The sequence below is a fragment of the Oxalobacteraceae sp. CFBP 8761 genome (genome assembly GCA_014841595.1).
Lineage (GTDB): Bacteria > Pseudomonadota > Gammaproteobacteria > Burkholderiales > Burkholderiaceae_D > Telluria.
Map to the genome: position 1 here is coordinate 165,332 of JACYUE010000003.1, position 13,452 is coordinate 178,783.

The 13,452-nt window shown below is 63.1% G+C and carries 10 protein-coding genes; 7 read left to right on the plus strand and 3 right to left on the minus strand.

Features of this window, described 5'->3' with window-relative positions:
• The first annotated feature begins 2 nt into the window (after positions 1-2).
• From IFU00_18690 to IFU00_18720, 7 genes are all read left to right on the plus strand, one after another.
• Positions 3-887: a DUF3473 domain-containing protein gene (locus IFU00_18690; protein MBD8544308.1), complete on the plus strand. Its 885-nt coding sequence runs from the start codon at positions 3-5 to the stop codon at positions 885-887.
• Positions 884-1,984: a FemAB family PEP-CTERM system-associated protein gene (locus tag IFU00_18695; protein MBD8544309.1), complete on the plus strand. Its 1,101-nt coding sequence runs from the start codon at positions 884-886 to the stop codon at positions 1,982-1,984. The genes IFU00_18690 and IFU00_18695 overlap by 4 nt, the downstream gene beginning before the upstream one ends.
• Before the next feature lie 4 nt (positions 1,985-1,988).
• Positions 1,989-3,191, plus strand: a complete 1,203-nt coding sequence (locus IFU00_18700) for a TIGR03087 family PEP-CTERM/XrtA system glycosyltransferase (protein MBD8544310.1) — start codon at positions 1,989-1,991, stop codon at positions 3,189-3,191.
• Positions 3,182-4,768, plus strand: coding sequence for an exosortase A (gene xrtA, locus IFU00_18705; protein MBD8544311.1), 1,587 nt, complete (start codon positions 3,182-3,184; stop codon positions 4,766-4,768). Before IFU00_18700 ends, xrtA begins: the two co-directional genes overlap by 10 nt.
• Positions 4,769-4,785: 17 nt before the next feature.
• Entirely contained in the window at positions 4,786-5,970 is a 1,185-nt protein-coding gene (locus IFU00_18710; protein ID MBD8544312.1) for a TIGR03088 family PEP-CTERM/XrtA system glycosyltransferase, read from the plus strand.
• 20 nt (positions 5,971-5,990) lie between these two features.
• A complete protein-coding gene (locus IFU00_18715; protein MBD8544313.1) occupies positions 5,991-7,886 on the plus strand; it encodes an amidotransferase 1, exosortase A system-associated in 1,896 nt (631 codons plus the stop codon).
• A gap of 83 nt (positions 7,887-7,969) precedes the next feature.
• Positions 7,970-9,985, plus strand: a complete 2,016-nt coding sequence (locus IFU00_18720; protein ID MBD8544314.1) for an acyltransferase — start codon at positions 7,970-7,972, stop codon at positions 9,983-9,985.
• A gap of 146 nt (positions 9,986-10,131) precedes the next feature.
• Here IFU00_18720 and IFU00_18725 read toward each other — a convergent pair whose 3' ends face one another.
• The 3 genes from IFU00_18725 to IFU00_18735 are packed head-to-tail and all read right to left on the minus strand — an operon-like array spanning position 10,132 to position 13,384.
• Positions 10,132-11,016, minus strand: a complete 885-nt coding sequence (locus IFU00_18725; GenBank protein ID MBD8544315.1) for a hypothetical protein — start codon at positions 11,014-11,016, stop codon at positions 10,132-10,134.
• A gap of 8 nt (positions 11,017-11,024) precedes the next feature.
• Positions 11,025-12,020, minus strand: a complete 996-nt coding sequence (locus IFU00_18730) for an NAD-dependent epimerase/dehydratase family protein (GenBank protein ID MBD8544316.1) — start codon at positions 12,018-12,020, stop codon at positions 11,025-11,027.
• Positions 12,020-13,384 carry a UDP-glucose/GDP-mannose dehydrogenase family protein gene (locus IFU00_18735; GenBank protein MBD8544317.1) on the minus strand — a complete coding sequence of 455 codons (1,365 nt, stop codon included), beginning with the start codon at positions 13,382-13,384 and terminating at the stop codon, positions 12,020-12,022. The genes IFU00_18730 and IFU00_18735 overlap by 1 nt, the downstream gene beginning before the upstream one ends.
• Between the last annotated feature and the right edge of the window lie 68 nt (positions 13,385-13,452).

A 13,452-nucleotide genomic window follows, 5' to 3' on the forward strand; every position in this document is an offset into this window, starting at 1 on the left:
CCATGAAAATGACCGCTCCCGCAGCCCGACCGCGTCCAGCGCCGGGTGAAAAAATCCGCAATGCGATGACCTGCGACGTGGAAGACTACTTCCAGGTGTCGGCCTTTGCCCCGTACATCGATCGCGACAGCTGGCCGACGCGCGAATGCCGCGTCGAAGCCAATATGGAACGCATCCTCGCGCTGTACGAGCGCGAAGGCGTGCGCGCGACCTTCTTCACGCTGGGCTGGATCGCCGAGCGCTATCCCGCGATGGTGCGCCGCATCGTCGAAGCGGGCCACGAACTGGCCAGCCACGGCTATGGCCATCTGCGCGCCTCGGACCAGAGCCGCGCCGAATTCGACAACGATATCCGCTCGGCCAAGGCACTGCTGGAAGACATCGGCGGCCAGGCCGTCGTCGGCTACCGCGCGCCGAGTTTTTCGATCGGCCACGGCAATCTGTGGGCGCTCGACGCACTGCACGAAGCGGGCTACAAGTACAGCTCGAGCATCTACCCGATCGCGCACGACCACTACGGCATGCCCGACGCGCCGCGTTTCGCGTTCTACCCGAACGGCCCGGACGGCATCCTCGAAGTGCCGATCACCACGGTGAAGATGGCTGGCCGTCACCTGCCGGCCGGCGGCGGCGGTTACTTCCGCCTGCTGCCGTATGCGCTGTCGCGCTGGATGATGGAAAAGGTCAACCGCGAAGACGGCGAGTCGGCCCTGTTCTACTTCCACCCGTGGGAAATCGACACTGACCAGCCACGGCCCGACGGCCTGGGCGCCAAGGCGAAGTTCCGTCACTACGTCAATATCGACCGCATGGAGCGCCGTCTCGAACAGCTGGCGCGTGATTTCAAGTGGGACCGCATGGACCGCATCTTCCTGGACAAGCCATGAATTCGATCATCGAAGCGGCGCAGGCCCGGCGCGCGGCGCCCGTCGCCGCTGCGGCCGGTCCGCAGACGCTGCATTTGATGACGCCGCAGAGCGCGGCGCGCTGGGATGCATTCGTACGGGCCTGTCCGGAAGCGACGTTCTTCCACCTGTCCGGCTGGCAGTCCGTGATCGAGCAATCGTTCGGCATCAAGACCTGGTTCTACTTCGTCGAGCAGGACGGCCAGATCCAGGGCGTGCTGCCGCTGGCAGAGATCAAGAGCCGCCTGTTTGGCCATTCGCTCGGCGCGATGCCGTTCTGCGTCTACGGCGGCGTGGCGGCCATCGACGACGGCGCGCGCGTGCTGCTCGATGGCGCGGCCGATGCGCTGGCGCGCCAGCTCGGCGTGGGCCACCTCGAATACCGCGCCATGGAGCGTGCGCACCCGCACGACCCAAGCTGGCTGACCAAGGAACTGTACGTCACGTTCCGCAAAGAGATCAGCGCGGTGGATGACGAGAACCTCAACGCCATCCCGCGCAAGCAGCGCGCCATGGTGCGCAAGGGGATCAAGCTGGGCCTGAAAGGCGTGGTCGAGGACAACGTCGACCATATGTTCACGGCGTATGCCCACAGCGTGCTGCGCCTGGGTACCCCGGTGTTCCCGAAGAAGTACTTTGCGCTGCTGCAGAAGACCTTCGGCGCCGAATGCGAAGTGCGCTCGATCTATACCAGCGACGACCGCCTGGTCGGCTCGGTGCTGTCGTTCTACTGGCGCGACGAAGTCGTGCCGTACTACGGCGGCGGCATGGACCTGGCGCGCGAAGTGGCGGGCAATGATTTCATGTACTGGAACCTGATGCAGGCGGCTGCTGCGCGCGGTTGCCGCCTGTTCGACTTCGGCCGCAGCAAGCTGGGTACCGGCGCCTACGACTTCAAGAAGAACTGGGGTTTTGTTGCCACGCCGCTGCCGTACGAGTACAAGCTGTACGCCACCGATGCGCTGCCGGACAACAATCCGCTGAACCCCAAGTACCAGTTGTTCATCAAGGTGTGGAAAAAGCTGCCGCTGCCGGTGGCGAACTTCCTGGGCCCTTACATCGTGCGCAACCTGGGCTGACAACGTGCAAGACCTGCTGCTGCTGATTCACCGCATCCCCTACCCGCCCAACAAGGGCGACAAGATCCGCTCCTACCACCTGCTCAAGCACCTGGCGCGCGACTACCGCGTGCACCTGGCCACGTTCGTCGACGATGCCGACGACTGGCAGCACGTGCCGGCGGTGGAGGCGCTGTGTGCCAGCAGCCATTTCGCCCCTCTTAATCCACTGCGTGCCCGCGTGCGCAGCCTGGGCGCGCTCGTCAAGAACCGCTCGCTGTCGCTCGACTACTACCAGGATGCCGGACTGGCGCGCTGGGTCGACCAGGCCGTCGCCACGCACGATATCCAGCGCGTGATGGTGTTCTCGTCACCCATGGCGCAATACGCCGACAAGCTGGGCGATGCGCGCCGCGTGATCGACTTTTGCGACGTCGATTCCGATAAATGGCGCCAGTATGCCGAGAAGAAGTCGCCGCCCATGAGCTGGCTGTACCGGCACGAAGCGCGCCAGTTGCTGCGCTACGAGCGCCAGGTGGCCAGCCAGTACGACGCGTCGCTGTTCGTCTCCGCGCCCGAGGCTGATTTGTTTCGCAAGCTGGCGCCGGAAAGCGTCGCGCGCATCGGCCACTTCAGCAACGGCGTCGATACCGAATACTTCTCGCCCGAACATGTCTTTGCCAGCCCGTACGCCGCGGGCGAACGCGCCCTGGTGTTTACGGGCGCGATGGATTACTGGCCAAACGTCGACGCCGTGCAGTGGTTCTGCGACGAGGTCTTCCCTGCCCTGCGCGCGCAGGATCCGGCGCTGGCCTTCTACATCGTCGGCTCGCGCCCGAATGCCCAGGTCCAGGCGCTTGGCGCCTTGCCGGGCGTGACCGTAACGGGCACCGTGCCCGACGTGCGCCCGTATATCCGCCACGGCTGCGTGGCGGTGGCGCCGCTGCGCATCGCGCGCGGCATCCAGAACAAGGTGCTCGAAGCGATGGCCATGGCCACGCCGACGGTGGTCTCGCCGCAGGCGCTCGAAGGCATCGACGCGGCCCCGGGCAGCGAGCTGGCAGTGGCCGACGGCGCACCTGCCTGGATCGAGACCGTGGGCGCGCTGCTGGCGCGCCAGCACGAACAGAACGCAAGCATGGGCCGCGCCGCACGCGCGCGGGTCGAAGATCACTATAGTTGGCCAAGCAACCTGGCCTGCATCGAGGAGCGACTGGAATGCACGTGACACCCCCATCCGGCATTGCCGGCGCCAAGCTGGACGCCGCGCTGGTCTCTGCTCCTACGCCATTGGCACGCTCGAGCGCCATGCTGATCGCGCTGGCATTGCTCGCGCCCTTCTTCCTGTACCTGGGCACCGCCGAATCGCTGGTCGCGATCTGGAACAGCTCCGAGACCTTCGCCCACGGCTACGCCATCCTGCCGATCAGCCTGTGGCTGATCTGGCGCCGGCGCGACGTGTTCGACGCGATTCCCGCGCGTCCCTGGGCGCCCGCGCTGCTCCTCCTGGCGATGCTGGGGGCCGGCTGGCTGCTGGCGCGCATGGGCGAAGTGCAGGTCGTGATGCAATACGCGTTTGTCGCCATGTTCCCGATCGTGGCGCTGGCCATGCTCGGCCCGCGCCTGGCCGGGGCGCTCGCGTTTCCGCTTCTCTTTCTGCTGCTGGCGGTCCCGTTCGGCGAAGTGTTCGTCGGCCCGCTGATCAACCTGACTGCCGACTTCACCGTGTGGGCCGTGCAGGCCACCGGCATCCCGGTGCTGCGCAACGGCACCCGCTTCGAGCTGCCGACCGGTTCGTGGTCGGTGGTGGAAGCCTGCAGCGGCGTGCGCTACCTGATTTCGTCGGTCACGCTGGGCTGCCTGTACGCTTACCTGACCTACCAGTCGACGAAGAAGCGCCTGATGTTCGTGGCAGTATCGATCGTCGTGCCGGTCATCGCCAATGGTCTGCGCGCGTACATGATCGTGATGATCGGCCACCTGTCCGGCATGGAACTGGCCACGGGCGTGGATCACCTGATCTACGGCTGGGTCTTCTTCGGGCTGGTCATGCTGCTGATGTTCTGGATCGGCAGCTTCTGGCGCGAAGACGATCCGCTCCCGGCGAGCGAACTGCCGGTCGCGGCGCGCACGCGCCGCGATGGTTTGCCCCCGGTCAGCACGGCCCGCATGGCAGCGATGTGCGCCGCCGTGGTGGCGCTGGCCGCGCTGTGGCCAGGCTTTGCCCGCTACAACGATGCGGCCAATCTCAATCCCCGGCCGGTAGAGCTGACGAACGTGGCGGTCGGCTGGCCGCAGGCGGCGCCATTTACCGGCTGGACGCCGCGCTGGGTCGCGCCGGACGCCACTTACCGCGCCACCTTCCGCAACCCCGACGCCAGCGTGCCGGTCTCGCTCGACATCATCTACTACCGCAACCAGCGCAACGGCAAGGCCCTGATCAGCTCCATCAATATGCTCGCCGCGCCCGACGACGCCTGGCATGCACTGGGTGGCTCGGGACGCAGCGAAACGATCGCCGGCAAACCGGTCGCGCTGCGTGAAACGCGGATGACCGGTCCGGGCGGCCAGTTCCTGGTGTGGCAATGGATGTCGATCGACGGCCACCTGACCTCGAACAACTACGTCGGCAAGCTGCTGCAGGCCCAGGCCAAGCTGCGCTTCCGCGGTGACGATGGCGCCGTCGTGCTGCTGTCGGCGCCGGTGGGCGACGATCCCGACGCTGCGCGCGCTGCACTGCGCGCTTTCATGACGGTGCAAGGCCAGGCGATCGAGCGTGCCATCGAGCACGCGCGCGCGCATTGAACGGGAACGTACGGACCATGCACAGTGATCTGGCGGTGCTGAACGCCCAGCGACCCCTCGTTATTCACCTGGTGTATTCCCTTGATGTCGGCGGGCTGGAAACGCTGCTGGTCGACTGCATCAACCGCATGCCGGCCGAAAAATACCGGCATGCGGTAGTCTGCCTGACCCGCTACAGCGCGTTCGCGGACAAGATCACGCAACCGGGCGTCGCGTTGTATGCGCTGAACAAGCCGCCCGGGAACGGGTTGCGCGTGCACGTCGATTTCTGGAAGCTGATGCGGCGCCTGCGGCCCACGATCCTGCACACCTACAACCTGTCGGCGATGGAGTACTGCTTCACGGCAGCCGCTGCGGGCGTGCCGGTGCGCATCCACGCCGAGCATGGCCGCGATGCCTCCGATCCGCACGGCCTGAACCCCAAGCACAATTTTTTGCGGCACCATCTCGCGCCGTTCATCGACTGCTATGTGCCGGTGTCGGACGATCTGCAGCGTTGGTTCAGCGAGGTTGTCCGCATCCCTGCGGCCAAGAACCATCTGATCAAGAATGGCGTCGATACCGACCGCTATGCCCCGCGCGCGCAAGCGGTGACGGCCGCGCCGTGGGGCGCCGACGACATCGTCATCGGGGCGGTGGCGCGGGTGCAGGACGTCAAGAACCACGCCAGCCTGGTGGCCGCGTTTGCGCTGCTGCGCGAGCGCCTGCCGGCCCTGCGCGACCGGCTGCGCCTGTCGATCGTCGGCGACGGCCCGCTGTTCGGCAAGATCCAGGCGCAGGTCGCAGACGCCGGCCTGCAGGACGTCGTGTGGCTGCCCGGTGCGCGCGCCGACGTGGCCGACCTGCTGCATGGCTTTACCATCTTCGCCCTGCCCTCGCTGGCCGAAGGCACGCCCGTGTCGCTGCTCGAAGCGATGGCCTGCGGCCTGCCGTCAGTATGCTCGCGCGTGGGCGGGATCCCCGAAGTCGTCGTCGATGACGTGCATGGTATCTTGGTCCCGGTGGAGGTCGACGCGCTGGCCGGGGCGCTCGCGCGCTACGTCCAGGACCCGGCCCTGCGGGCACGCCACGGCGCGGCCGCGCGCGCGCGCATCGAAGACAAGTACAGCATGGCCGCCATGCTCGGCGCGTACACCGCGCTGTACGACGGCCTGTGCGCGCGCAAGGCGCCGGCGCGGCTGCGTCCCATCGTCAACTCTTAACTTCAGCGGAACCAGACAGCATGTGCGGAATAGTCGGCATTTTTGATACCCTCGGCAACCGGGAGATCGACCGCGCGGCCCTGGGCCGCATGAACGAAAGCCAGCACCACCGCGGCCCCGACGAGGGCGAGCTGTACCTGGAACCGAGCATGGGCATGGGCCACCGCCGCCTGTCGGTGATCGACCTGGCCAGCGGCCAGCAGCCGATCGTCAATGCCGAGCGCGACGTGGTGATGGTGTTCAACGGCGAGATCTACAACTACCGCGAGCTGCGCGTCGAACTGGAGGCGCTGGGCTTTGTCTTTCGCACCAAATCGGATTCGGAATCGCTGCTGCACGCCTACCAGGCCTGGGGCCCGGATTGCGTATACCGCCTGCGCGGCATGTTTGCGTTCGCGATCTGGGACCGCAAGAAGCAGACGATGTTCCTGGCGCGCGACCATGTCGGCGTCAAGCCGATGTTCTACTCGCTGCTCCCGAATGGCTTGTTCGTGTTCGGCTCCGAGCTGAAATCGATCATGACCCACCCCGAGCTGTCGCGCAAACTCAATCCGCGCGCGGTCGAGGATTATTTCGCGTTCGGCTACGTGCCCGAGCCGCACACCATCTTCCACAATGCGTACAAGCTGGCGCCCGGCCACCGCATCGTGATCAAGGCGGGCGCACGCGAGGTCACGCCCGAGCAGTATTGGGACGTGCCGTTCAAGCGCGCCCCGCAGCAGCCGATGCAGGAGATCGAGCAGGAGCTGATCGAGCGCGTGCGCGAGTGCGTGCAGAGCCAGACCGTGGCCGACGTGCCGCTGGGCGCCTTCCTGTCGGGGGGCGTCGATTCGAGCGCGGTCGTGGCGATGATGGCGCAGAATAATCCCGATCCGGTGACCACGCTGTCGATCGGCTTTGACGATCCGGAGTACGACGAGTCGAAGTTCGCCAGCGAGGTGGCCACGCGCTACGGCACGAACCACCATGCGCAGATCGTGGACAAGGACGACTACGGCCTGATCGACACGCTGGGCCGCCTGTACGACGAACCGTTTGCCGACAGCTCCGCGATCCCCACTTACCGCGTGTGCCAGCTCGCCCGCAAGCATGTCACCGTGGCGCTGTCGGGCGACGGCGGCGACGAGAGCTTTGCCGGGTATCGCCGCTATCGCTTCGCGATGGCCGAGCAGCGCGTGCGCGACAAGATACCGGCGGGCCTGCGCAAGCCTGTGTTCGGCACGCTTGGCAAGCTCTATCCGAAGGCCGACTGGGCGCCGCGCATGTTCCGCGCCAAGACCACCTTCGAGGCACTGGCGCGCGACACGGTCGAGGGCTACTTTCATGGCGTGTCGAAGATGCCGGACCGCGTGCGGGCGCAGTTGTTCTCGGATTCGTTCAAGCGCGAGCTGCAGGGCTACAGCGCGATCGAGGTGTTCCACCGTCATGCTGCCAGCTCGCCGACCGACGATCCACTGTCGCTGCTCCAGTACCTCGACTTCAAGACCTGGTTGCCAGGCGACATTCTCACCAAGGTCGACCGCGCCGCCATGGCGCACTCGCTTGAAGTGCGCGTGCCACTGCTGGACCATACCTTCGTGGAGTGGGCCTCCAGCCTGCCACCGGACATCAAGCTCGGTGGTGGCGAAGGCAAGTACATCTTCAAGAAGGCGCTCGAGCCGTTCCTGTCGCATGATGTGCTGTACCGCGCGAAAAAAGGGTTCTCAATTCCGCTGGCGGCATGGCTACGCGGGCCGCTGCGCGACAAACTGCGCGAAGCGGCGCTCTCGCCGCTGCTGCTCGATACCGGCATCTTCAACGAGAGGTTCTTGCGCGAGATGGTCGACCAGCATATCGCGGGGACGAGCGACCACAGCGTGGCGCTGTGGTCAGTGTTGATGTTCGAGACCTTCTTGCGGGTGAGTGCAAACGCCTGACGTCTCTGATTACCTTACGATCCAGTCATCGCACCCTGCTGGCAGCTTGTATCGACCGATAACACATGCCTGGATGCGGACTCATGCAAAATACAGTGCTTCTGAAAGATAGTTCAGAAAGTACGCCGCCAGAGCACGCAGCACGCACTTTTCGCCTCGACATCAACGGCTTGCGCGCTTGGGCAGTCATTGCGGTTGTCCTGTTTCACTTTCGGGCGTTGGAAGTGCGCGGCGGCTTCGTCGGTGTTGACGTGTTTTTTGTCATTTCCGGTTTCCTGATGACCGGCATCGCCGTGCGTGGCCTCGAGCAAGGCAATTTTTCCATCCTGACCTTCATCCTGGCCCGTGCCCAGCGCATCCTGCCAGCCCTGCTCGTGCTGGTAGCAACGCTGATCGTGATGGGGTACTTTTTCCTGGCACCGCCGGATTATCGTGTCCTCAGTACCCACGGCATCCATAGTCTGTTATTCCTTACCAACATCAAATTTTGGAAGGAAGCCGGATACTTCGATACCTCTTCCCAAGAGAAGTGGCTGCTGCACACCTGGTCGCTCTCAGCAGAGTGGCAGTTTTATCTGATCCTGCCCATCGTCCTGATGTTCGTGTGGCGCATACGCCCTCACCGCTCGACGCTCGTCATCGTCTGCGGGTTCGCATTTGCATTGTCGCTCGGCGCCTCCATCTGGACTACAGCGCATGATCCTTCCTCCGCATTTTTTCTTTTGCATACACGCGCATGGGAAATGCTCGCCGGAGGACTGGTGTATTTCCTGGGACTTCGGCAGCGTCTCAGCCCGCGTTATGGCGCAATAACAGCGCGATTGGGACTGGGCATGATCGCCCTTTCGATCTTGCTGTTTACAGAAGCCAGTGCATGGCCAGGATGGCGTGCAATGCTTCCGGTCGGCGGCGCCATGCTCATCCTGCTTGCCAATCGCCCCTTTATACTGACAAATCATTCCTCGCTACAGTGGATCGGTGACCGTTCTTATTCGATCTATCTGTGGCATTGGCCTGTTGTCGTCCTGCTCGAATATGCACAGCGATCGACTGACCTTCTTGCAGTGGGAATTGGTATTGCGTCCAGCGTTGTGCTAGGGGGGCTTTCCTACACACTGGTCGAAACGCGGTCACGCCGCGCATTGAGCCGGATGCGCCAGCCTCTCGCCGCAATGACAATATGCCTCGCATGCTTATGCGTATTGGCACCGTCAATGCTCGTATGGCGTATGGGTGGGATCGAGGAGCGTTTCGGTCCCGAGGTCAAACTGGCAGCGGAAGGTGCCCTGGACAGAAATCCCGACCATGCCCGCTGCCAGCAGCGCGAAGGGACGACATCGCCGTCATGCCTGTTTGGCGCACCGCAACTTGGCGTGATCGTGCTTGGCGACAGCCATGCCGGCGTGCTGATGTCGGCCATTACCCAGGCTGCGTCAGGTACCAAGCGAGGCGTGCAGCAATGGTCGTATGACAGCTGCATTTACCTGCCCGGCATGCGTCACGTCGACAGCAAGCGCCTGAGCCGGGGCAGTGACTGCTTCGGCTTCAATCAGCAGCGCAACGCAGAACTTGAAAAGGTTCCAAAGGATATTCCGGTGCTCCTGATCGGACGCTACGCACGCTATGCAATGGGTCCCAACGAGATGCCCGTGGAACATGGTGTACCAGAAGTCTACTTTGGCACTGACATCGAGGCGCGTACGACACCGGCATTCCTGCGACGCTTCGGCGATGCGATCATCGATTCGGCTTGCGAGTTGGCGCGTTCCCGCACGGTGTACATGATGCGCCCCCTGCCCGAAATGCCGGTGAATGTGCCACTGCACATGTCGCGCCGACTGGCCCTGGGACTGGACCCCATGGTGTCGATATCGCTGTCCGAGTATGAACGACGCAACGGCTGGATTCGGGAAGCGCAGGATCAGGCCAGCAAGCGGTGCGGTGTGCGCTTGCTGGACCCCATCCCCTACCTATGCCACGACGGCATCTGCCCGGGTAGCGTCAACGGTCGCCCTTTGTTCTACGATCATGGCCATCTGAATCAATATGGAAATACCTTCTTGATTCCAATGTTTCGACAGATTTTCGACGCTCATTGAACGGCAGCTGTCGTGAGATGTGGTACCCGATGTTTGAAGCGGTAGACCGTTCAAACAGGACTCACTTTCACCGGCGTCAGCGAGAACGACATACATCGTTTAAGTCACCGCGTTATACGCAAACGCGGCTAACGACGTCAACAACATCACCTGAAGCGCTGCCTGACCTTGTCAAAATGCCACATGGCGATCGATATCCATCGTTTGCGGGTCTGGCGCAGCCACGCCTTGGGTGGTTTGATCGGGTGCCACAGCACGTGCGGCCTGCGGCCCGGACGCAAGCGAATATTCATCGTGCCGAAACTGCCCTGCTTTTTAAAGCCATCGTTGGCCAGTCCAAGATAGCGCTGGTTACGGTCTTCCTCGGCTACAAATTCGCCATTGCCACCGAAATCGATGACCGTCATGCCACCGTGTTTAAGAATAGTGGCCCAGGCATTTTCACTGTGCGCGGACCAGCCGGCGCGATAGTATGCGTCGATCATGTCGAGTGCAGCACCGCTGATCCGGAAAAAGGTCAGAAACACCAGCCAGCTGCGATCTGGCGTCATGGCTTCGACTGGAGCCCGCAGCATCGATGCGTACGTCCAGTCATCGTAACCGCGCGCGAGATGCGAAGCGAGCAGGTCACCCTCACGGTCAGCCAAGCCTGCAAACAAGGTGTGGATGTCGCCGGAATATTCGACATCGTCCTCCACCACCCAGTACTGGGCATATTGCGTATGCCAGCGCCGAAACAGAAGCGGAACCAGATCGCAGTTGCCGGGAATAAGCCTGAACGGTCGCGCAGCGCCCTTGACCGGATAGGCCAAAGTGTCGATCGCGTCCGGACCAAAGACGTGGTGCTCGATTTCGATACCGTCCAGTACGATCCGATTCACGGTCGTCTTGGCTGACGCGGTGTACGACACCGCGGCAAAGCGGCAGTGCGGCCCTTGGCGCAGGAACGCTTCGCGAAAGCGTAACAAGCGCTTACGCACACTGACCGGATCAGTGGTCTGGAATAGCAGGATCTGTTCTTGCTCTTGCATGCTGCTTCTTAGACGCGGTCCGGTGCCCATTCACGGTACCAGGCCCAGAATTGGCCCAGGCCGGTCTCCAGCGACGTGGTCGGGGCAAAGTCCACCCAGGCCTTGAGCTTGTCGATTGAGGCATGCGTGGCCGGCACGTCGCCCGGTTGCATTGGCAGGAATTCCTTGCGTGCCTGCACACCCATCACGTTTTCCAGCGTCTCGATGAATTCCAGCACCCGTACCGGATTGTGGTTACCGATATTGAACACCGAATGCGGCGCCGACGTGGCGGTACCTGGCGTCGGTTTGAACAGAAGCCGCACCACGCCCTCAACGATATCGTCGATATAGGTGAAGTCCCGCGTGAGCAAGCCCTCGGCAAACACTGGAATCGTGTCACCGCGCATCATCTTCTCAGCAAAGCTGAAGTACGCCATGTCGGGCCGACCCCATGGACCATAGACGGTAAAGAAACGCAAACCGGTAGCCGGCAGCTTGAACAGGTGGCTGTACGAGTGCGCCATCAGTTCGTTCGATTTCTTGGTGGCGGCGTACAGTGAAACAGGCGCATCAACCTGGTCGTCTTCACTGAACGGCACCTTGGCATTGGCGCCGTACACGCTGCTGCTGCTGGCATACAGCAGGTGTTCGATCGCGTGCTGGCGACATGCTTCGAGCATATTGCCGAATGCCACCAGGTTCGACTGCACATAGGCAGCCGGATTCTCGAGCGAGTAGCGCACGCCGGCCTGGGCGGCCAGGTGCACCACGAGCGTGGGCTGTTCGCGCGCAAACAGCGCCTCGACCTGGGCCACATCGCTCAGTTCGACGGTATGGCAGGCGATGCCGGCCGGGGCCAGCAGCGCCGCCACCCGATCATGCTTGAGGCGCGGATCGTAGTAATCGTTGAAGTTGTCGCAGCCGACGACCTGATGGCCCATGGCCGCCAGGCGCGCGGCCACGAAACTGCCGACAAAGCCGGCAGCGCCCGTGACCAGGATACGATGGTGACCGGAGAGCATCAGGCAGCTGTCCGGCTGACGCGCCCGATTCCCTCGTACGACAGGCCTGCTGCAGCGACCTCGAGCGGATCATAGATGTTGCGGCCGTCGAAGATGGCCTTGTCGCGCAGGATCGAAGCCAGCGCGGTGAAGTCCGGCGCGCGGAACTCTTTCCATTCGGTGACCAGCACCAGTGCATCGGCATTATCGGTCGCAGCGGTGGCCGAAGTAACGATGGTCAGCAGCTCGGTCACGCGTTCAGCACCGTGTTCGCGCTCGAGCACGCGCAGCGCTTCGGTGCTGGCCACCGGGTCGTAGGCACGCACGTGGCAGCCAGCGTCGAACAATTCCTTGAGCAGCACCAGGCTTGGCGCTTCGCGCATGTCGTCGGTATTCGGCTTGAACGACAGGCCCCAGACAGCGATGGTCTTGCCCTTCAGGGCAGCCACGCCGCCGTAGAAGCGCTCGAGCTTCTTGAACAGCACGTTCTTCTGGTTGTCGTTGACCAGTTCGGTCGCTTCCAGGATGTGCAGCACCTGGCCGTGGTCACCGCCGGTCTTGACCAGCGCCTTGACGTCTTTCGGGAAGCACGAACCGCCGTAACCCATGCCGGCGTACAGGAATTGCGAGCCGATGCGCGGGTCCAGGCCCATGCCGTGACGGACGGCTTCAATGTCGGCGCCCAGCACTTCGGCCAGGTTGGCCAGCTCGTTCATGAAGCTGATGCGGGTAGCCAGCATCGCATTGGCGGCGTACTTGGTCAGCTCAGCGCTGCGCACGTCCATCTCGACCAGCTTTTCATGGTTGCGGCTGAACGGCGCGTACAGCTGGCGCATCAGCTTGGTGGCGACGGCGTCGTCGCTGCCGACCACGATACGGTCCGGACGCATGAAGTCGTCAATGGCCGCGCCTTCTTTCAGGAATTCGGGATTGCTCACCACCGAGAACGACACGGTGCTGCCACGCTTGTCGAGTTCACCCTGGATGGCGGCCCGTACCTTGTCGGCGGTGCCGACCGGCACGGTCGACTTGTCGACCACGACGATTGGTTTTTCGATGCGCTGGCCGATCGAGCGGGCTGCGGCCAGGATATGGGTCAGGTCGGCGCTGCCGTCTTCATCCGGCGGGGTGCCCACTGCCAGGAATACGCATTCGGCATGCGCAATTGCTTCGTCATAGCTGGTCGAAAACAGAAGGCGACCTGCGCTGGCGTTGCGCTCGACCATGTTGTCCAGGCCTGGCTCGTGGATCGGAATGACGCCGTTTTTCAGCATCGCAATTTTTTCGTCGTTGACGTCAAGGCACAGCACGGTATTGCCGACGTCGGCGAAGCAAGCGCCCGAAACTAGGCCGACATAACCGGTGCCAATGATAGTAATCTTCATAATGTAATAGGGAGATGGAGTAACTGAACAAAAAGAACCGGCAGAGCAGCGCGGCGAAGCTGGCTATT